The following is a 20,987-nucleotide window of genomic DNA, read 5'->3' on the forward strand; positions in this document are numbered from 1 at the left end:
ACTTATGACAAAAAAGTCGCTATTTAAAGCTAGTTTTGAAGAGAGTTTGAATTTGGAAGATGATGGGTTTTTACAGTATCAGAAAAAAGATTATTATAATAAACTTGGGAAAGCCTTTAAGAAAGGGAGACCCTCTTTTTGGTTTGGTATTAAAACTTTTATTCTTAGTCTGTTGTTTCCGATAGGTGCAAATTTCATGCTCCTTGCTGTTACCCTATCATTGCAAAATTCTGATCCTAAAGATTTAAGGTTACCAGTTTCTCAGTATCCTTTGCTAACAGTCGAGCTTTATTTAATTTGCTTGTTAATTTGGTTGTTATTGGTATTAATGGGTAAATTCTTTAAACGGACGTTTATTCTCCCTTATCGTTATCGATTTCATATTATAACTTTTATAATATGGTTTGTGTTTGAATTTAATTTGCTGGCAACAACTATGTCTTTACCTATATTATCAATATGGGGGATCTTGGTATTTTTTGGACTTCTAGCATTCTTGGCTTATGTAATGTTAAGAACGGAGCTTAGAAGTTTGAAAAAACGAATGTATGGAGAAGTTAAGTCACCTACCTTACTCGATAAAATTGCCAAAGGTATTGCTATTTATGGAGCAGGTATATTGGGCTTGGCTGTGATTGTTAATTTTATTTTCAAAGCTTTTTCTATTAATTTTTCCTCTTCCGTAACTGTTTTAGGTCTCTTTATATTTTGGATTCTATCAAATATTGGTGTAATCGCCATGATTGTATTCATGGAGTTTCCTTTCTTTTTAGAAGGTTATTACAAATGGAAATATCCTGAAGAATACCGCGAGTGGGAAGGGAAAACTGTAGAAGAGTGGTATGGAAAAAAATATTTAAAAAAACACAAGGAGTTATTAAAATAGGATTTGGACAAAGAGTATGAGGAAGAAATCAATTTTTAAAGCTAGTTTTGAAGAGAGTTTGAATTTGGAAGATGATGGGTTTTTACAGTATCAGAAAGGAAATGTTTTCTCTAAGTTAGAAACATATTATAGGGAAGGAAAGTCTAAACTAGTTCTTCATATTCAGAATATTGTTTTGACTCTTATCGGTCCTATCATTATAAACTTTATGATTCTTGTTTTCTCGCTGTCCTTGCACAACTCTGATCCTAAAGATTTAAGATTGCCTATCTATCAACATCCATTACTAACAGCTGAGGTATATCTAGTCTGTTTCTTAATTTGGGTATTTATCATATTGATTGGTAAAGTTTTTAGAAAAGCTTTTATACTGCCTTATCGCAATCATTTTCATGTCATCACATTTCTAATTTGGCTTAGCCTTGAATTTAATCTGTTAGCGATTGATATGTCATTACCAACTTTATCTATTTGGATGGTTGCTGCTATTTTTGTTTTTATTACTATATTAGCCTGTTTTATGTTTAGCCTTGAAATTGAAAGTCTTAAAAAACTGATGTATGGTAATGGAAGTGGCTCTTCTCTTCGCAACAAAATTGCCAATAAGATAGCGATTTATGGAATGAGTTTTTTGGGAATTGGAGTAATTATAAACTTTATTATAAAAAGTTTTTCCATAAAATTTTCAACTTCATTGGAAGGATTAGGTCTTTTGATAACATGGATTATCCTAAATATTACTGTGATTACTATGCTAACTTACATCGAATTTCCTAGTTATTTACAAGCATTCTACAAATGGAAATATCCTGAAGAATACCGCGAGTGGGAAGGGAAAACTGTAGAAGAGTGGTATGGGAAAAAATATTTAAAAAAACACAAGGAGTTATTAAAATAGGATTTGGGTGAAGATTATGAAGAAATCAATTTTTAAAGCAAGTTTTGAAGAGAGTTTAAATTTATTAGATGATGGCGTCTCAGGGAAATTTGCTCGGGACATTTACCAAGATGCTTTAAAAAAAGAGCAATTTAGAGGAACAAAAAAATCATATGTTTGGCTGGTAATTCTGACTTTCCTATTTATAATTGGTCCCAATTGGTTGATTGTAGCTTTAAATGATTATTTATTTTACCATTCTGATCCTAGAGATTTAACAGTCCCTTTACCCGACATTAATTTTCTTCCGTACTGGGTATTTTGGATAGCACTTGCAATATGGATTTTATTGATTATACTAGGGAAGCGATACAATCAGCAGTTTATTTTGATTTATAGGGGCCAATTCCATTTTATGGTTACCTTTATTATCTGGCTAGTTGTTGAACTCAATCTTTTTTCTCTAAACTTAATTTATGCAGTAGCTGGATTTTGGGGAATATTCACTTTTGTAGGATTGATATTATTAATAATTATTTCAATGATTCTTTCTAGGTGTGAGTCATTAGGAATGTTGTTATATGGGACAACTCTAAAGAAAAGTTTTAGTGATAGATTCTTCGGCAAGATGTTTAGCATAATTGGCAAGTATGGTGGTTTGGTTGTAGCAATTTGGCTAGTCATTCGTGTTTTTTTCTCAAGTTCGATGGAGAATAGTAATAATTTGATTGGAGGACTCGGTATTTTGTCTTCAATACTGATTCTTAATATTTTAGTTGTTGCTTTTGAAATTTACCTCATGTTTCCTTATTTTCTTCAAGCTTACTATAAATGGAAATATCCCGAAGAATACCGCGAATGGGAAGGAAAATCAGTGGAAGAATGGTATGGAATGAAATATTTAAAAAACACAAGGAGCTAATAGATATTAAAAATGAAGTCGATTTATACTAGTCAAAAAGATATGTTGGAAATCTGTCAAGATGGTGATAAGTATTTCTTGCGTTATCCAACTTTTAATATTACCATGCCAGAAGTAGTTCAAGAAATCCCTAAAGAAGCTGCAGATAGTTATATGTCTGGAGAACATACTGGTAAAGAGTTGATGAATTATGCAGATTATGGTTTTTGGAAATCTAAAAAACAGTATACACAAGATGAATCCGATAAGCTTTTCATCGAAGATCATCCTTCCTTTATTTTGAAAAATCCTGAAAATAGCCGTTGTCTTTTCACAGCAGAGGAATTTAGACAAATTGTCACTCAGGCCATTGTTTCAGAACTGGAACCTAGCGAACTTAATGCAATTGGTATAGTTGATAGTCATTTAGAGCTTCTTCTGGTGGATCCAGTTGGCTGGGAGGAAGAGATAGAAGCAGTCCATCTTGAAATTCTGCAAGAAAAAATTAATAATTATATTCACTTCCTCGAAAGTAAGCAGTATGTAGAACGATACGGTGATAAGTTTGACAAAAAAGTCATCCATATTACCTTCCAATATTCTCCATCTGATAATGGACTAGCCTTTCTTGCAGCGGTTCAGAAGGTATTGCAGAATTCGGATATGAGTTTGAAAGTAGAATTACCTGATGATGACATTTTTTCAGATAAGGAAAACATATCGGAAGACTCAAATCATCCCAATCAAGATCAAGAAAAGCTATCCAAAGAAAGATATCTCCAGATTAAAAAAGAATATAAAATGCGACTAGTATTAGTAATAGTTCTATTCGTATTATTATCTATACTAAGTATCGTGCTTATTGTAAATTCCAATAGGTTTATTCCATTAGGAGCGACAGCTATGGCTACAGTTGTACCTTTCAACCAATTCTTTCTCGTTCCGCTTTGGCAAGAGAAAAAAGCCATCGAAGAAGTACACCCTGAATGGAAGGCACTTAGTACCAGTGTAGTTAAGGTTCCCTCAGATGAATCAGATAAAAAGATATTTCCGTTTATCGCATCGGTGTTAGCCTTATTCTTCACATTTTCGATGTTGTATAGACCTGTTAAAGAAAATCCTAAAATTCCTACTATTGAGGAAATTAAAAATATACCTAAAATTGATAGTAACTACATTCCTAAGTCAAAGAAAAGTTCAAATTCTGAACCTACATCTACTACGACAACATCAGATTTGAACGAGACCTCTTCAACTGAAGAAAGTACACCAAGTCAAACTTCAAGTAAGGAGAGTCAAAATTACCCTTACCATATTTCTGGAATGGAGTTAAGAGGGTCATTGATAAAACATTTAAAGATTTCAATGAGAAACGGGAGAATGAACAAAATATAGAACAGACGGAGTCAGGAAATGAGTGACGTAAGCCCTGATAGTTTGTAGTTGTAACTATGGTAAAATGTATTACGTGGAGGGATGATGGATAAATTATACATAGTGGTTGATGGAATTGAACATCAATACTTTGATTGTGATAGTACAGGATATTATTTGATTTCCTATGATCCTTTATCAGAGAATAATGGTTATAAATTATTTGATTCAGAGTTGAAACAATATAGAAAATATTTGACAGAGAAACAGGTTGAAAAAAAATATAAAATTATAGATTATATTTGGTTTAATGAACAAAAATGGGATATTTTTCAACGAAGTGATGATAATTTAGATAAACCAAATTCATGGGTAACGATTGTTTCCGACGATATAGAATTTTTAAATAGAAATGGACTATGGAAGGAGGAGAATTTAGTTGAAAGTAGGTATGGACATTTGTATTACTGTTCTTTACCAATCGAGGCAGAAAAGTTTTCTCTAATTCGAACTAGAAAAAATCTCCCTATATAGTTAAGATAGTAAGAAAGCAGTTTATTATGAAATCAGTTAGTTTTACAATAAAAAGCAACCAATCGCTAAGGATTGGTGAGGTGCTTCAAGCAGAACTTTTTGAATGTTAGTTTGTTCTTATGGTTCTTAATGTATGGAATTAATCTCTTTACCCGTGGTCTTAATAACCTTCTAGCACAGTTATTACTTGCCATAGTGCCAATTGCATCTATCTTCATTCCAGTATGAAAACGATGGAGAAAGCTTGATTTAATGGTCAGGTTCGAAGCTAGTATTCATTACTAAGAGATAATAGTTTTAATAAAAACTTAGAACAAATTTTCCTATATTTTACGTTGATTAAGTGAGATAAATAACTTATAATGAAACTACCATATACAATAGATTGATAGAAAGATGACTTTATCGAAGTATTCTATTTTAAAAAGAATATCATTTATTCTCATTCTTATTGAAATTGCAAATTTTTAAAAGAAAGAAGGTCCGACTTTTATGATGAAAAAAATAGTTTTAATCTTAATGTCTTTTTTTACAATCCTGTTATTTTTCATTGGACCAACTCACGCAGATCTAGTGATACCAGATAGGCCTTCTAATGGTATTTATGATCCAAACCATTATTTATCAGAGGTTGTTTCAGATAAACTAATAGAATTAAATGGTAAATCGGATACTCAAATTGGTATTTATATTGTTGAGAGTTTAAATGGTGAATCTTTAGAAAAGTCAGCCAATACGATTGCCAGATCTTGGAAAATTGGCTATTCGGATTCAAATAAGGGTGCATTATTATTGATTGCTATAAAAGATAGAAAGTTTCGTATTGAGACTTCTAATAACCTAGCTACTATATTGACTGATACAAAAGCTAGGGAAATCTTAGATGCCTCTCGTGATAAGATGCGAGCCAAAGACTATGATGGAGCTGTGATTGATATAATCCAAAACATATCCAATCAAGATTATGACTTAGCTGATGCACCTGTAGTAGAGAGAAATTATTTTTATGAAGTCCCTAAAGCTATATGGGAACTAGTAGTAGAAATTCTTGATCATTTCGGTGTAATTTTTATGATTTCTTTTGTGGTACTTTTTCTTACAGAAGGTAGGGTTTCGGGTAGGAAACGGAGATCTAATAAATTCTATTATGGTAAGGATAAATTATACCCTGATGATAAAGATTTTATAAATGATGGTTCTTGGTCACAAAAAGCATTAACAGCTTACCATATTAAAAATTCAGATGAGTATCATAATGAGAGTAGTAGTGATTCCTCATCGCCTTGGTCGAGTGATGATTGGTCAGGTGGTGGTTTTGATGCTGGTGGATCATCAAGTGATTGGTCAGGTGGTGGTTTTGATGCTGGTGGATCATCAAGTGATTGGTAATTTAGCTTATTTCATAGTGAGTTACCTGCCTTGATCATTTAAAAAAATGATGGTATAGAAAATTCTTGATTTGGAAAAAACCGCTCAGCTGAGCGGTTTTCGTCTATTCATACCCTTTTACAGTACCCATGTACGGATGGCATGGGCAACGCCGGATTCATCGTTAGATTTAGTTATGTATTTGGCGATTTTTTTGATTTCTGGATTTCCGTTTTCCATGACAACTGGGTTGCCAACGACTTCCAGCATGGCACGGTCATTTTCTTCGTCACCGATAGCCATGGTTTCATCTTTGGTCAATCCGAGTTTTTCAGCTAAGTGAGTGATGGCTGAACCTTTGTCCACATTCTTTTTAAGGAGTTCGAGGTAGAAAGGAGCAGATTTGTTGATGGAGTATCGTTTGTAAAATTCTGCTGGTATCTTTTCAATTGCAGCATCGAGAATTTCTGGTTCATCGATGAACATACACTTAATAATTTCCTTGTCAGCCATTTCTTCAGGTGTACGGTAGAAGATAGGCATGCTGACGAGGGTTGATTCGTGCACTGTGTATTTTCCGATATTGCGATTGGCTGTGTAGATGCCATCCTTGGTAATAGCGTGCATGTGGACACCGAGCTTGCGACTGAGGAATTCCATATCCAGATAATCCTCATAAGTCAATGATTCGCTGATAATCTCATGTCCTGTAGCAGTTTCTTGGACAAGGGCACCGTTGAAGGTCACCACATAGTCACCTTCGTCTCTCAACTGCAAGTCGTCCAGAAGTTTGGCAACACCTGCGATGGGGCGGCCAGTGGCAATGACGACTTTGACACTAGCTTGTTTGGCATCTTGGATGGCAGAAAAGACTTCAGGCGTGATTTCTTTTTGACTGTTGACTAGGGTTCCGTCAATATCGACGGCAATTAGTTTAATACTCATAAATTTTCTCTTCTAGTTTTTATTTGGGGTAAAATGATCGTTCTCAATCAAGTGTAAAAATTGCTGGGTGATACTTGCGAAGATGCTGTTTTGGTCCAACATTTCTTTTGGGAAATAGAAACGATTATCTCCGTGGCGACTGCCAGCAAGGGATTGGACGATAGGAGACAGGCTAGAGAGTTCGGCCAGTTGACCATTTTTTTGTAAAATCTCAATCTGTGTCCGTGGATTTTCAGATTCGGGACGATAGATATCATAAGGGAGGTCAAAGTTCTTATGAATGGCAGTGTAATAGTCTGGATCAAAGCCGATATCCTCAACTAATTTTCTCATGCTGGCGAGTTGGTCTTGATCCTCTTGTGAAAAGGTAATGGATTTAAAGACCTTGCGGTTGACAAAGCGTTGCGACAAGTCTGCGAGAATCTTGTCAGGACTGGTCATCCAGAGTTGGAAGTAGGTATTCATCACACCATCATCCAGAGCCAGATAATCAGACAAGGTCACATTTTTTTCAAAGAAAGGCAGGAGATGTGGAGAAGTTCGTGCAAAGAAGTCCTTGTCCTCAGGATAGAGTTCCTTGGCGCGTTTGAGGAGATTCTGCAGGAGAACTTCCATGGCCCGTGTTGCTGGGTGGAAATAGACCTGCATATACATCTGGTAGCGACTGAGGACATAGTCTTCGATGGCGTGCATGCCATTTTGCTGAAAGGCAATGCCGTTTTCAATTGGACGAATGACTCGGAGGATCCGAGTTAGGTCAAATTCTCCATAGGATGCTCCTGTAAAATAGGAGTCGCGCAAGAGATAGTCCATGCGGTCCGCATCAATCTGACTAGAAATGAGTTGCACAACCTGCTTGTTAGGATAGGTATGATCAATGACACTGGCAACCTTTTCTGGAAAATCTGGCGCCACTTGTAGCAGGACTTGATGAATCTCCGTTTCAGGACTTTGGATAATCTCCTGAGTAATAGCTTCGTGGTCTGTATCAAAGAGATTTTCAAAAGTATGGGAGTAGGCACCATGTCCAAGGTCATGTAGGAGAGCAGTGGTCATGGTCAAGAGAGACTCGGCAGGATTCCATTCTTCAGGATATTTTTCTTCAAAAATCTCTGTGATGCGACGAGCAATTTCATAGACACCTAGACAGTGAGAGAAGCGGCTGTGCTCCCCACCGTGGAAGGTATAACTGGAAGTTCCCAGTTGCTTAATCCGACGCAAACGCTGAAATTCTTTTGTATTGATCAAGTCATAGATGATTTGATTATTAACATGGATGTAGTTGTGAACTGGGTCACGGAATACTTTTTCGTTCATATGACCATTATAGCAAAAAGCTAGAGTTTTTGGTAAAATAGTAGGACAAGAGACAAGAAAGAGGACTTGATGTGAAGATTCGGATGCGAAATACGATTCAGTTTGATGAGCAGTTGGAAGTGATTGACCAACTCTATGATGTGGAAGTGCATGAAAAGGGAGATTATAGCTACCTGCTTTTCTATAATGAGGAAAAGGAAAAAGTGGTTATTAAATTTCATGGTCAAGAACTGGTGATGAGTCGATTTTCCAATCCTAAGACCATTATGCGCTTTTTAAAGGATAGTGATAGTTTAGCCTATATTCCCACACCTATGGGTATGCAGGAGTTTATCATCCAAACGAGCCATTATCAAGTTGATGGGCAAAAGATTGAACTAGATTATCAGCTACAAAACCAAGAGGGACATCCCTTTGCCAGATATCAATTGGAAATTACTTGGGGCTAGGCTCATGTCTTTTTCAAATTTACCTGGCTATCTTCTCGGATTAGCCTGCTAATGTGGTAGATTAGGCTAATTTTTGGTATAATAAAAGTTATGGAAATCGAAAAAACCAATCGTATGAATGCGCTCTTTGAATTTTATGCGGCGCTTTTGACAGATAAGCAAATGAATTATATCGAACTCTACTACGCTGATGATTACAGCCTTGCTGAAATTGCCGAGGAGTTTGGTGTCAGTCGTCAGGCTGTCTATGACAATATCAAGCGAACAGAAAAGATTCTGGAAGATTATGAGATGAAATTGCACATGTATTCGGACTACATTGTCCGTAGTCAAATTTTTGACCAGATTTTGGAGCGCTATCCCAAGGATGACTTTCTGCAGGAGCAGATAGAAATTTTAACAAGCATTGATAATAGAGAATAAGAGGAAGAAAAATGGCATTTGAAAGTTTAACAGAACGTTTGCAGAACGTCTTTAAAAATCTACGTAAAAAAGGAAAAATCTCTGAGGCTGATGTCCAAGAGGCAACCAAAGAAATTCGCTTGGCCTTGCTTGAGGCTGACGTTGCCTTGCCTGTTGTAAAGGACTTTATCAAGAAAGTTCGTGAACGTGCAGTCGGACATGAAGTTATTGATACCCTTAATCCAGCACAACAGATTATTAAAATCGTTGATGAGGAACTGACAGCCGTTTTAGGTTCTGATACGGCAGAGATTATCAAGTCACCTAAGATTCCTACAATCATCATGATGGTCGGTTTGCAAGGGGCTGGTAAAACAACTTTTGCAGGTAAATTGGCCAACAAACTCAAGAAAGAAGAAAATGCCCGTCCTTTGATGATTGCGGCGGATATCTATCGTCCAGCAGCCATTGATCAGCTTAAGACCTTGGGACAACAGATTGATGTGCCTGTCTTCGCTCTTGGGACAGAGGTTCCAGCTGTGGAGATTGTTCGTCAAGGTTTGGAACAAGCCCAAGCCAATCATAATGACTATGTCTTGATTGATACGGCAGGTCGTTTGCAGATTGATGAGCTTTTGATGAATGAACTTCGTGACGTGAAAGCACTAGCTCAACCAAATGAAATTCTGCTCGTCGTTGATGCCATGATTGGTCAAGAAGCGGCCAATGTTGCGCGTGAGTTTAATGCTCAGTTAGAAGTTACTGGGGTCATCCTTACCAAGATTGATGGCGATACTCGTGGTGGTGCGGCTCTATCTGTTCGTCACATTACTGGAAAACCAATCAAGTTCACTGGTACAGGTGAAAAGATTACGGACATTGAAACCTTCCACCCAGACCGTATGTCTAGCCGTATCCTTGGCATGGGGGATATGCTCACTTTGATTGAGAAAGCTTCTCAAGAATACGATGAGCAAAAAGCCCTTGAAATGGCTGAGAAGATGCGCGAAAATACCTTTGATTTCAATGATTTCATTGATCAATTAGATCAGGTGCAAAACATGGGGCCGATGGAAGACTTGCTCAAGATGATTCCAGGGATGGCTAACAATCCAGCCCTTCAGAACATGAAAGTGGATGAGCGCCAGATTGCACGCAAACGTGCTATTGTATCTTCCATGACTCCTGAAGAACGTGAAAATCCAGATTTGCTAAATCCAAGCCGTCGCCGTCGTATCGCTTCAGGTTCTGGAAATACTTTTGTTGAGGTCAATAAATTCATCAAAGACTTTAACCAGGCTAAACAACTCATGCAAGGTGTTATGTCTGGGGATATGAACAAGATGATGAAGCAGATGGGAATCAATCCAAACAACCTTCCTAAAAATATGCCAAATATGGGAGGAATGGATATGTCTGCCCTTGAAGGAATGATGGGACAAGGTGGTATGCCTGACTTGTCCGCTCTCGGAGGAGCAGGAATGCCAGATATGAGCCAGATGTTTGGTGGCGGACTCAAGGGTAAAATCGGCGAATTTGCTATGAAACAATCCATGAAACGCATGGCTAACAAAATGAAAAAAGCGAAGAAGAAACGCAAGTAAGACAAAGGAAGGCCGCAGGGCTTTCCTTTTTTTAGAAAGAAGAAAAATGAGCACTTCCGTAGTTGGAAATGCTCGTTTTTTGATTTTCGAAGAGTATTAGTCTTTATTTTCGTATGGCAAGACCAAGTTCAAGATGATTCCTGTCATGGCTGATAGGGCAGTACCTGAAAGGGTAACTGGACCAAGTTTAAGGATAGCTCCTCCAAGTCCAAGGACCAACATAGCACTTGCGATGATTAGGTTACGCATTTGACTGAAGTCTACACGTTCTTTGATCAAGACTTTCAAACCATTACTTGCGATAACTCCGTAGAGAAGGATTGACATACCACCAAGTACAGCATTTGGAATGGTTGAAATCAAGGCAGTGAATTTACCAAGGAAGCTAAGGGCAATCGCGATGAAGGCAGCGTTACGGATAACTGAGACAGAAGCGATACGAGTCATACCGATAACCCCGGTATTTTCTCCATAAGTTGTATTGGCTGGTCCACCAAGGAAGGCAGAAACTGAAGTTGCGATACCGTCACCAAGAAGAGTACGGTGAAGACCTGGTTCTTTCAAGAATTGACGGCCACAGATTTGACCCAAAACAGTATGGTCTCCGATGTGTTCAGAGATTGTTACGATAGCGATTGGCAAGATAGCGATGGTTTCTGGACCAAAGTAAAGATTGTACTCTTTAAAGGCACCACCTGTGCTAAATGGCAAGTAGAAACCAGGAATTTCAAACCAGTTAGCTTTAAGAACTGGTGTAAAGTCAACCAAGCCAAGAGTTAGTGCGAAGAGGTAACCACCGATAATGGCAAAGAGGAATGGAATGATTCGTAGGAAGCCTTTTCCTTTTGTATTGATAAAGGCAGCGATTAAGAAAGTAACAACTGCTACAAGAGCATTTTTCCAATTCCCATCTGCTACAAGACCAGCATTGGTAACAGCTGAACCTGCAAGTCCAAGACCGATGACGATGATCATTGGTCCGATGATGATTGGTGGCAAGAGTTTATCAATCCATTTTGTACCTGCAAAACGAACACCAGCAGCTACAAGGACATAGACCAAACCAGTCAAGATAACCCCTGTTTGAGCAGCAGATACATCACCACCCATTTCTTTCATAGCAAGTGACATTGCTGTGATAAAGGCAAAAGAAGAACCTAGATAAACTGGAACTTTAAATCCAGTTGAAATCATGTAGATGAGTGTTCCAACACCTGAAGCAAAAAGGGCAACAGATACAGGCATTCCCAAAATCAATGGTACTAAGATGGTCGCACCAAACATGGCGAAAACGTGTTGGAAACTAAGGAGAATTCCTTTTCCAGCCGAAGGACGTTGGTCAACGTCTAGTAACAAATCAACAGTTGATTCTTGTTTCATATAAACCTCACTTTTGGGCATCAAAAAAGAGCCCATTATTTTACAGCAATAGGCCCTCAGAGTAAGACTTCTCTAAAATCTAGACTTTAAAGAGTTTTAAATATTTCTGCGTCTTCGTCACCTCACAGGATGACATTAAAAACCTTTGCTTGTGATAGTATAGCAGAAATTACGAACTTTGTAAATATTTTTTACTAAAAAATTTAAAGTGGACGTTTGTTGGGCATGCCAGCCTTTCTTGGATATTTATTTGGTGTTTCTTTTTTCTTTTCTACTACTGTGATGTAGCGCGGATCTCCATTAGGTAGAGCGTAGCTGAGATTGTCTTCGACCTTACTAAAAAGGAGGTTGAGGGCATTCTTAGCTTCTAATAATTCCTCAGGCGCATTGCTGGCCTTGAGTGCCAATAGTTTTCCGCCAACTTTAAGGTAGGGAATAGTTAATTCAGATAGGACTTGCATACGGGCAACCGCACGAGCTGTTACAAAATCATATTGAGCACGGAAGTTTTTGTCTTGGGCCAAGTCTTCTGCACGTCCATGGTAGAAATGAACACCATCCAAATCCAGTTCTTGAGCTAAGAGTTGGAGGAAGTTGATGCGCTTATTGAGTGAATCAATGATGGTCACATCTAACTGAGGATAGAGGATTTTCATGGGAAGACTAGGAAATCCTGCACCAGCTCCAATATCAAGAAGTTTGATAGTTTCATTGGGAATCAAACCTTGCGGAATAGGTGCAATAGAATCGTAAAAATGTTTGAGATAAACTTCTTCCTTGTCCGTAATGGCTGTTAAATTAATCTTTTCATTCCACTCGACCAGGAGCTCAAAATAGCGTTCAAATTGTTTTTTTTGCTGGTCCGAAAGTGGAAGATTTTGCTCGGAAAGCAAGTTGTAAAATGTTTCTGGTTTCATAGTTATTTCCTTCTTTAGTATCATCTTATTTTACCACAATCATTAAAAATTTGATATACTGGTACTAATCTAAAAGCAGAAAGGACTTATATCATGACTTGGATTGTTCTTGGAGTTATCGCTCTTGTTGTTATTTTTGTGATTGTTAGCTATAACGGTTTGGTTAAGAATCGTATGCAAACAAAGGAGGCTTGGAGCCAAATTGATGTTCAGTTGAAACGTCGAAATGATCTCTTGCCAAACTTGATTGAGACTGTAAAAGGTTATGCCAAATATGAAGGTTCTACCCTTGAAAAGGTGGCAGAACTGCGTAACCAAGTGGCGGCAGCGACTTCACCAGCAGAAGCTATGAAAGCTAGTGATGCCCTTACTCGTCAGATTTCAGGTATTTTTGCAGTTGCAGAAAGCTATCCAGATTTGAAAGCTAGTGCCAACTTTGTTAAATTACAAGAGGAGTTGACCAATACAGAAAATAAGATTTCTTACTCTCGTCAACTTTACAACAGTGTTGTCAGCAACTACAATGTAAAATTGGAAACTTTCCCAAGCAATATTATCGCTGGAATGTTTGGATTTAAAGCAGCAGATTTCCTTCAAACTCCAGAAGAGGAAAAAGCAGTTCCTAAAGTTGATTTTAGCGGTTTAGGTGACTAAGATGTTGTTTGATCAAATTGCAAGCAATAAACGAAAAACGTGGATTTTGTTGCTGGTATTTTTCCTACTCTTAGCTCTTGTTGGCTATGCGGTTGGTTACCTCTTTATGCGGTCTGGGCTTGGTGGTTTGGTTATCGCACTGATTATCGGCCTTATCTATGCCTTGTCCATGATTTTTCAATCAACCGAGATTGTCATGTCTATGAATGGAGCGCGTGAGGTGGATGAGCAAACGGCACCAGACCTCTACCATGTAGTGGAAGATATGGCTATGGTGGCTCAGATTCCTATGCCTCGTGTTTTCATCATTGATGATCCAGCCTTAAATGCCTTTGCGACAGGTTCTAACCCTCAAAACGCAGCGGTTGCTGCGACGTCAGGTCTCCTAGCTATCATGAATCGTGAAGAACTAGAAGCTGTTATGGGACATGAAGTCAGTCATATTCGTAATTACGATATCCGTATTTCGACTATTGCTGTTGCTCTTGCTAGTGCTATCACCATGCTTTCTAGCATGGCAGGTCGTATGATGTGGTGGGGTGGAGCAGGTCGCAGACGAAGTGATGATGACCGAGATGGAAATGGCTTAGAAATCATTATGCTCGTAGTTTCTCTACTAGCTATTGTGCTGGCACCTCTTGCTGCAACCTTGGTACAACTAGCTATTTCTCGTCAGAGGGAATTCCTAGCTGATGCTTCCAGTGTCGAGTTGACTCGTAATCCTCAAGGGATGATTAATGCTCTACGCAAGTTAGACAACAGTAAACCGATGAGTCGTCCTGTCGATGATGCCAGCAGTGCACTTTATATCAATGATCCCAAGAAAGGTGGAGGGTTCCAAAAACTCTTTTATACCCACCCACCTATCTCAGAACGGATTGAACGTTTGAAACGTATGTAAAAAAAATCCAGAGGTTATCTCTGGATTTTTGCTATGTTGAAAATTTATAAATCTTATGAATTAACTATCTCCAAACCGTGTTCTGTCAAGCGATAGATAGTCGAGCAAACTTCTTTTAAGAAACGACGGTCATGCGAAACAGTGATGAGACCACCAGGATAAGTGGCAAAGAGTTTTCTGATTTCAGGTTGAGAAGTGGGAGAAAAGTTTCGTGTGGGTTCGTCCAGAAGGAGAAAGTTTGGGTTGCACAAGACTAAATCCAAAAGCAGGAGTTTACCTTGTTGCCCGCCAGATAAGGAGCGAATTTGATGCTGCATTTCTTGATAACTGAAATTGAGACTGGCTAAGTGAGATTGGATTTTCTGCAGTTCCTCTTTTTCCCCAGTTTTGCTGAGATAGGCGATTGGGGATAACTCCAATTGCAGTTTTTGCTGGTAATCTTGTGGCATAAAACCAAGGGAAATCTCTTTTTTATCATTAAGAAGTTGCTGTAACTTGGCTAGCAGAGTTGATTTACCAACACCATTTTGGCCGATGATACCGATTTTTTCTTGCCCACGGACAGTTAGTTGTAGTTCCTGAACCAAAACTCGGTCGCCTATGGATAAACTTTCTTTTTCCAGTTGGATTAAGACTTTAGAAGCTGGTAATGGCTGTATATCTGAGAAGAAAAGTTTGATTTCTTCTTCTTCAAGTGGTTTTTGGGTCATGGACTGGGCTGTCTTTTCAATGCGTTTTTCTTGAGAGAGAACATTTTTCATCTTTTTAGCTAATAGGCGCCCAGCAGTACTGTCTTTGGTAGCTCGAAGCGCAGTTTCTACATTTTGCTTGACTCGCCGATGTTTTTCCATGGTTTTATTGTAGGCTCTTTGGTCGTTAGCAGCTTGCTGGCTTTGTTTGATAAAATTAGCCTTTCTCTGGTCGCTATAGCTCTCATAGTCTAAATGTTCTACTAGTGTTTCCGCTTCTTTCCGGTGCTTGACCAGTCGCAAGTGGACAATAGTATCAGCCGTTTCAGAAAGAAAATCCTCATCATGGGAAATGAAAATAACGGTTTGCTGAATCTTGCGAATTTGACCTTTTAGCCAATCAACCGTCTCAAGGTCTAGGTCATTTGAAGGTTCATCTAAAAATAGAACCTCAAAAGATTTGGCTAACTCATGGATGAGCTGAATTTTCAAAGCTTCGCCCCCCGAAAGGCTACCAATCTCTTGGTCGCTAGCGAAACGATTGCTATCAAAATGCAATTCGTCAGCCAAACGATAGAGGATACTGTAGTCTAAATCAATAGAATCTAAAAAGAAGTAGTCGTGTAGAGTTTTCTTTTTCAGTTCCTCGGGGAGTTTTTGAGGAATGTAGGCTAGTGATTGATGGTCAGACTGGATGACACCCCTGATAACGAAATCAGGTAAAGTTTCCCCCATTAAAGCTTGTAGCAAGGTTGATTTGCCATTTCCTTCTTCGCCAATAATTGCGACCTTTTCCCCGTCTTGGATGCTCATGCTTAAGTCGGCTACAAGGTCTCGTAAATCTTTGTTTTGTGTGATGGTCAGGTGATTGATTTTTATCATATGATTGCCCTTTCTAGAATGTCCATAGTGCATAACAAAAAGCTCTACTTTACCTAGTAGAGCCCAAAGTCACTGTCAGAAACGCTATTATCCATGTCGAAAATCCTGTCAAACTAAGCCAGTCTACCCCCTATCCAACCCAAGAGGAGTAGATGGCTAGCTTTCTAGTTTTTTGATTTTCAAAGAGGATAAAATGCCAGAAAAAGAGCATAAAAGAGCACACAAAAAGAGACAAAAACAAGATCTACTAAATAAAGTTCTTTATTTGATAGACTTAGTTGTTCATGTCTCCCTTACCTCCGAGTATTAGTACCTTTATCCTATACCTTTTAGGAAATTTTGTCAACAAAAAACTGGAAATTCTAATCTCTAAAATCCAAAAACAGGTCCATAAAGAGTCAGTACGTGTTTGACATGCTCGTAATGGAACTTGTCATAGTTGCGCCAAGCAATGCGTGCTTGATCGTTTAGTTTTAGGCTACCCAGTCCAATCAGAAGACTGGTACGTTGGTAAAATTTCTCAAGGTCTATTAAGATACTGTTGTCCAACTTTTCCGCTTTTTTAAGCTCTTGCAGGGTAGTATTTAGCAGCTCTTGTAGTCGAATATCATCTGCCGTACCCTGTTTGCAGCTTTGGAAATTTTTATTTAACTCGGATAGGAGTTGGGTTGCATTAGTAATGAGTGCTTTGTCTTCCATATGAGCATCCTCCTTGCTCTGATGTATTATTGCCTATAGTATAGCACTAAAAAATAAAAATGTCATAGTAAATATGTTAAAAAATCGAATTTTAATTACAAAGTTTGGTGTGCTGATTTGTAGCCTTTTCATGGTATAATCAAGAGAGTAAATCTTTATGGAGGAAGTATGAAATTAAATATTCAAGAAATTCGTAAGCAGCCTGAAGGATTGCATTTTGAACAAACTTTAGATCTAGTCGCTGACCTGCGTGCACGCAATCAAGAAATTTTAGATGTAAAAGATATTCTTGCAGTTGGGAAAGTACAGTACGAAGACCGTATGTATTTCTTAGATTATCAACTATCTTATACCATTGTTCTTGCTTCAAGTCGCAGTATGGAACCAGTTGAGTTGGCTGAATCTTATCCAGTCACAGAAGTTTTCATGGAAGGAGCAACTAATCAACTAGATCAAGAAGTTTTAGATGATGATTTGGTCTTACCTATCGAAAATGGGGAACTTGACCTTGCTGAGAGCGTGTCAGACAATATCCTACTAAACATTCCTATCAAGGTTTTGACGGCTGAGGAAGAAGCTGGTCAAGGATTTGTGTCAGGAAATGACTGGCAAATCATGACAGAGGAAGAATACCAAGCTCAACAAGCAGTTAAGAAAGAAGAAAACAGTCCTTTTGCTGGCCTACAAGGACTATTTGATGGAGACGAGTAATGGTCTTATCAAAAAAACGCGCACGAAAAGTGCTAGAAGAAATCATTGCTCTTTTTCCAGATGCTAAGCCTAGTCTTGATTTTACCAATCATTTTGAACTCTTGGTTGCGGTCATGTTATCAGCTCAGACAACGGATGCAGCGGTAAATAAGGTCACACCAGGTCTCTTTGCTGCCTTTCCAACTCCACAAGCCATGTCTGTTGCGACAGAGAATGAGATTGCCTCACACATTTCTCGTCTGGGTCTGTATCGAAATAAGGCTAAATTCCTTAAAAAATGTGCCCAACAGCTACTAGACGATTTTGATGGTCAAGTCCCTCAGACACGTGAAGAGTTGGAGAGTTTGGCAGGTGTTGGTCGCAAGACAGCCAATGTTATCATGAGTGTGGGTTTTGGAATTCCAGCTTTTGCAGTGGATACTCATGTGGAGCGTATTTGTAAACACCACGATATTGTCAAAAAATCAGCGACACCTCTTGAGGTGGAAAAGCGTGTCATGGATATCTTGCCGCCTGAGCAGTGGTTAGCAGCTCATCAGGCTATGATTTATTTTGGACGAGCCATTTGTCATCCTAAAAATCCAGAGTGTGACCAGTACCCACAGTTATATGACTTTAGCAATTTATAAGATGGATCATCAAAAGTTTTTGCTTGATTTTAGGCCTGCTTTGTGCTATAGTATTTGGTAACTAAATATTCCTTTAAACCTGTCCCGTGAGGCAGGCAAGGAGCGCGATAAAGTAGAAGGGTGAAGTCTATACTGTTTGCAGTAGGGCTTGCTTAGCTATACATTTCAAGTCTCCTTGTTTAAGGAGACTTTTCTTTTTGGAGGTTTGTCATGAAGACAAAAGAAGTTGTAGACGAATTGACCGTCAAACGAGCGATTACGCGTATTACTTATGAGATTATCGAACGCAACAAAGATTTGAATAAAATCGTCTTGGCTGGTATTAAAACTCGCGGTGTCTTTATCGCCCACCGAATCCAAGAACGTTTGGAACAGCTAGAAAATCTTTCAGTTCCTGTTGTGGAATTGGACACTAAACCTTTCCGTGATGATGTTAAAAGTGGAGAAGATACTTCTTTGGTTTCTGTAGATGTGACAGACCGTGAAGTCATCTTGGTTGATGATGTGCTCTATACAGGTCGTACTATCCGTGCTGCTATTGATAATATTGTCGGTCATGGTCGTCCTGCGCGCGTGAGTTTAGCAGTTCTAGTCGATCGTGGACATAGAGAATTGCCTATCCGTCCAGATTACGTTGGGAAAAATATCCCAACTAGTCGTTCTGAAGAAATCATCGTAGAGATGGCAGAACTTGATGGCCAAGACAGAGTTCTGATTACTGAAGAAGCTTAGAAAGCTAAAGGAGTAGCCATGTCAGAAAATCAACAAGCATTGAACCATGTGGTGTCCATGGAAGACCTCACTGTCGATCAAGTGATGAAATTGATCAAGAGAGGGATTGAATTTAAAAACGGAGCTCAGCTTCCTTATGAAGACCATCCGATTGTTTCCAATCTTTTCTTTGAGGATTCTACACGGACGCATAAGTCCTTTGAAGTGGCAGAGATTAAATTGGGATTGGAACGACTTGACTTTGATGTGAAGACCAGCTCGGTAAATAAGGGTGAAACACTTTATGATACCATTTTGACTTTGTCTGCTTTAGGAGTTGACGTCTGTGTGATTCGTCATCCAGAGGTTGACTACTACAGAGAGTTAATTGCTAGTCCGACGATTACGACTTCCATCATCAATGGTGGAGATGGTTCAGGCCAACACCCTAGCCAGAGCTTGCTTGATTTGATGACCATTTATGAGGAATTTGGCCACTTTGAGGGGCTTAAGGTTGCTATTGCAGGTGACTTGGACCATTCACGCGTTGCCAAATCCAATATGCAGATTTTGAAACGCTTGGGAGCTGAACTTTACTTTGCTGGACCTGAGGAATGGAGAAGTCAAGAGTTTGCAGACTATGGACAGTTTGTAACTATTGATGAAATCATTGATCAGGTGGATGTCATGATGTTTCTCCGTGTGCAACATGAACGCCATGATAGTGGAGCTGTCTTTTCAAAAGAAGACTACCATGCCCAACATGGCTTGACTCAAGAACGTTATGATCGCTTGAAAGAAACAGCAATCCTTATGCATCCAGCTCCAGTCAATCGTGATGTAGAAATCGCAGACCACTTGGTTGAAGCACCAAAATCACGGATTGTCCAACAAATGACCAATGGTGTCTTTGTTCGAATGGCAATCTTAGAATCCGTACTGGCGAGTAGAAACGCCAACTAAAACACAAGACGTTAAAAGACGCCAGTGAGCGTCCACGAGAGGTGAAAATATGACAAAAAGACTTCTAGTATTAGAAGATGGCACAGTTTTTGAAGGCAAGGCCTTCGGAGCAGATATTGATGTAACAGGCGAAATCGTCTTTAATACAGGGATGACCGGTTACCAAGAATCCATTACAGACCAGTCTTATAATGGACAAATCTTGACCTTTACTTATCCTTTGGTAGGAAATTATGGAATAAACCGTGATGATTACGAATCCATCATTCCAACTTGTAAGGGAGTTGTTGTTTTTGAAGAAGCGCGTAGAGCAAGCAACTGGCGCAACCAAATGACGCTGGATGAATTTTTGAAAGCTAAAAAAATTCCAGGTATTTCAGGAATTGATACGCGTGCACTTACCAAGATTATCCGTAAGCATGGTACGATGCGTGCAACCTTGACCCATGTTGGAGACAGTATGGACCATGTGACGGACCAGCTCCAAGCAACAGTTTTGCCGACAGACAATATCAAGCAGGTTTCTACTAAAACTTCCTATCCAGCTCCAGGGGTTGGTTTAAGCGTGGTGCTAGTGGACTTTGGTCTCAAGCATTCAATTTTACGTGAACTTTCTAAACGCAACTGTAATGTGACGGTTGTTCCGTATTCGACAACGGCTGAAGAAATTCTCCATCTCAATCCTGACGGAGTGATGTTGTCAAACGGTCCAGGTAACCCAGAAGATGTTCCACAGGCACTGGATATGATTCGTGGTGTGCAAGGAAAAATTCCAATCTTTGGTATCTGTATGGGGCACCAACTCTTTGCAATGGCAAATGGTGCTAAGACCTACAAGATGAAGTTTGGTCACCGTGGATTTAACCATGCGGTACGTGAAATTGCTACAGGACGTGTGGATTTTACAAGTCAAAACCATGGTTATGCAGTTAGCCGTGAGGATTTGCCAGAGCATTTGATCATTACCCACGAAGAAATCAATGATAAGTCAGTTGAAGGTGTGCGTCACAGATACCAACCTGCTTTCTCTGTTCAATACCATCCAGACGCAGCTCCTGGTCCACACGACGCTAGCTACCTATTTGACGAGTTTATCGAGATGATGGAAGCTTTTAAACAATCAAACTAAGAACGAGTAAAAGCTCGTCGGAGAATTTATGTTACTGAACACGGACGGAAAGCTCGGAATTTTAG

The 20,987-nt window shown here is 38.9% G+C and carries 21 protein-coding genes and 2 pseudogenes; 17 read left to right on the forward strand and 6 right to left on the reverse strand.

Features of this window, described 5'->3' with window-relative positions; all coding sequences use genetic code 11:
• Positions 1-4 precede the first annotated feature (4 nt).
• The 7 genes and pseudogenes from ACERDH_RS00370 to ACERDH_RS00400 all read left to right on the forward strand — a co-directional run bounded on the left by ACERDH_RS00370 (position 5) and on the right by ACERDH_RS00400 (position 5,961).
• Positions 5-886 carry a hypothetical protein gene (locus ACERDH_RS00370; RefSeq protein ID WP_000163163.1) on the forward strand — a complete coding sequence of 294 codons (882 nt, stop codon included), beginning with the start codon at positions 5-7 and terminating at the stop codon, positions 884-886.
• Between the two features lie 16 nt (positions 887-902).
• Positions 903-1,784, forward strand: a complete 882-nt coding sequence (locus tag ACERDH_RS00375; protein ID WP_078352041.1) for a hypothetical protein — start codon at positions 903-905, stop codon at positions 1,782-1,784.
• A 16-nt stretch (positions 1,785-1,800) separates the two neighbouring features.
• The gene (locus ACERDH_RS00380) at positions 1,801-2,685 is read left to right on the forward strand and encodes a hypothetical protein (RefSeq protein ID WP_229294881.1); all 885 of its coding nucleotides are present in this window, start codon (positions 1,801-1,803) and stop codon (positions 2,683-2,685) included.
• Between the two features lie 12 nt (positions 2,686-2,697).
• A pseudogene (locus ACERDH_RS00385) lies at positions 2,698-3,354 on the forward strand (DUF6572 domain-containing protein); the annotation flags it as partial.
• A gap of 786 nt (positions 3,355-4,140) precedes the next feature.
• The gene (locus ACERDH_RS00390) at positions 4,141-4,572 is read left to right on the forward strand and encodes a hypothetical protein (protein ID WP_078352042.1); all 432 of its coding nucleotides are present in this window, start codon (positions 4,141-4,143) and stop codon (positions 4,570-4,572) included.
• A 26-nt stretch (positions 4,573-4,598) separates the two neighbouring features.
• A pseudogene (locus ACERDH_RS00395) lies at positions 4,599-4,679 on the forward strand (DUF4299 family protein); the annotation flags it as partial.
• 385 nt (positions 4,680-5,064) lie between these two features.
• On the forward strand, positions 5,065-5,961 hold the full coding sequence (locus ACERDH_RS00400; RefSeq protein ID WP_125415994.1) for a TPM domain-containing protein: 897 nt from the start codon (positions 5,065-5,067) through the stop codon (positions 5,959-5,961).
• Between the two features lie 117 nt (positions 5,962-6,078).
• Here the strand turns inward: ACERDH_RS00400 and yidA are convergent, their stop codons facing one another.
• Positions 6,079-6,885 (reverse strand): sugar-phosphatase, encoded by an 807-nt coding sequence (gene yidA / locus ACERDH_RS00405; RefSeq protein WP_386681387.1) that lies wholly within the window; start codon positions 6,883-6,885, stop codon positions 6,079-6,081.
• A 12-nt stretch (positions 6,886-6,897) separates the two neighbouring features.
• On the reverse strand, positions 6,898-8,202 hold the full coding sequence (locus tag ACERDH_RS00410) for an HD domain-containing protein (protein ID WP_386681390.1): 1,305 nt from the start codon (positions 8,200-8,202) through the stop codon (positions 6,898-6,900).
• A 71-nt stretch (positions 8,203-8,273) separates the two neighbouring features.
• On the opposite strand from ACERDH_RS00410, the gene ACERDH_RS00415 reads away from it, so the two are divergent.
• From ACERDH_RS00415 to ffh, 3 genes are all read left to right on the forward strand, one after another.
• A complete protein-coding gene (locus ACERDH_RS00415; RefSeq protein WP_004242372.1) occupies positions 8,274-8,651 on the forward strand; it encodes a YwiB family protein in 378 nt (125 codons plus the stop codon).
• 90 nt (positions 8,652-8,741) lie between these two features.
• A complete protein-coding gene (locus ACERDH_RS00420; RefSeq protein ID WP_000402066.1) occupies positions 8,742-9,074 on the forward strand; it encodes a putative DNA-binding protein in 333 nt (110 codons plus the stop codon).
• An 11-nt stretch (positions 9,075-9,085) separates the two neighbouring features.
• Positions 9,086-10,657 (forward strand): signal recognition particle protein, encoded by a 1,572-nt coding sequence (gene ffh / locus ACERDH_RS00425; protein ID WP_386681408.1) that lies wholly within the window; start codon positions 9,086-9,088, stop codon positions 10,655-10,657.
• A 96-nt stretch (positions 10,658-10,753) separates the two neighbouring features.
• On the opposite strand, the gene ACERDH_RS00430 is transcribed toward ffh, so the two are convergent.
• Together ACERDH_RS00430 and rsmG are read right to left on the reverse strand one after the other, a co-directional pair.
• Entirely contained in the window at positions 10,754-12,037 is a 1,284-nt protein-coding gene (locus tag ACERDH_RS00430) for a uracil-xanthine permease family protein (RefSeq protein WP_386681411.1), read from the reverse strand.
• A gap of 203 nt (positions 12,038-12,240) precedes the next feature.
• A complete protein-coding gene (gene rsmG, locus ACERDH_RS00435) occupies positions 12,241-12,954 on the reverse strand; it encodes a 16S rRNA (guanine(527)-N(7))-methyltransferase RsmG (RefSeq protein WP_386681414.1) in 714 nt (237 codons plus the stop codon).
• Positions 12,955-13,047: 93 nt separating this feature from the next.
• Between rsmG and ACERDH_RS00440 the strand changes: the two genes are divergently transcribed.
• Complete coding sequence (locus ACERDH_RS00440) at positions 13,048-13,608, forward strand: LemA family protein (RefSeq protein WP_386681417.1); 561 nt, start codon at positions 13,048-13,050, stop codon at positions 13,606-13,608.
• A gap of 1 nt (position 13,609) precedes the next feature.
• Entirely contained in the window at positions 13,610-14,509 is a 900-nt protein-coding gene (htpX, locus tag ACERDH_RS00445) for a zinc metalloprotease HtpX (RefSeq protein WP_227325775.1), read from the forward strand.
• A gap of 53 nt (positions 14,510-14,562) precedes the next feature.
• On the opposite strand, the gene ACERDH_RS00450 is transcribed toward htpX, so the two are convergent.
• Together ACERDH_RS00450 and ACERDH_RS00455 are read right to left on the reverse strand one after the other, a co-directional pair.
• Positions 14,563-16,113, reverse strand: coding sequence for an ATP-binding cassette domain-containing protein (locus ACERDH_RS00450; protein ID WP_386681421.1), 1,551 nt, complete (start codon positions 16,111-16,113; stop codon positions 14,563-14,565).
• Positions 16,114-16,449: 336 nt separating this feature from the next.
• The gene (locus ACERDH_RS00455; protein ID WP_386681424.1) at positions 16,450-16,779 is read right to left on the reverse strand and encodes a helicase BlpT; all 330 of its coding nucleotides are present in this window, start codon (positions 16,777-16,779) and stop codon (positions 16,450-16,452) included.
• 168 nt (positions 16,780-16,947) lie between these two features.
• On the opposite strand from ACERDH_RS00455, the gene ACERDH_RS00460 reads away from it, so the two are divergent.
• The 5 genes from ACERDH_RS00460 (at position 16,948) to ACERDH_RS00480 (ending at position 20,922) form a co-directional block, all read left to right on the forward strand.
• Entirely contained in the window at positions 16,948-17,490 is a 543-nt protein-coding gene (locus ACERDH_RS00460; protein WP_386681427.1) for a YceD family protein, read from the forward strand.
• Positions 17,490-18,119, forward strand: a complete 630-nt coding sequence (nth, locus tag ACERDH_RS00465) for an endonuclease III (protein ID WP_261121847.1) — start codon at positions 17,490-17,492, stop codon at positions 18,117-18,119. Before ACERDH_RS00460 ends, nth begins: the two co-directional genes overlap by 1 nt.
• Before the next feature lie 210 nt (positions 18,120-18,329).
• On the forward strand, positions 18,330-18,851 hold the full coding sequence (gene pyrR / locus ACERDH_RS00470) for a bifunctional pyr operon transcriptional regulator/uracil phosphoribosyltransferase PyrR (protein WP_000850023.1): 522 nt from the start codon (positions 18,330-18,332) through the stop codon (positions 18,849-18,851).
• Between the two features lie 18 nt (positions 18,852-18,869).
• The gene (locus ACERDH_RS00475; protein ID WP_004260121.1) at positions 18,870-19,793 is read left to right on the forward strand and encodes an aspartate carbamoyltransferase catalytic subunit; all 924 of its coding nucleotides are present in this window, start codon (positions 18,870-18,872) and stop codon (positions 19,791-19,793) included.
• Positions 19,794-19,842: 49 nt separating this feature from the next.
• Entirely contained in the window at positions 19,843-20,922 is a 1,080-nt protein-coding gene (locus tag ACERDH_RS00480) for a carbamoyl phosphate synthase small subunit (RefSeq protein ID WP_000166853.1), read from the forward strand.
• Positions 20,923-20,987 lie beyond the last annotated feature (65 nt).

The sequence above is a fragment of the Streptococcus bovismuti genome (genome assembly GCF_042436615.2).
Classification (GTDB): domain Bacteria; phylum Bacillota; class Bacilli; order Lactobacillales; family Streptococcaceae; genus Streptococcus.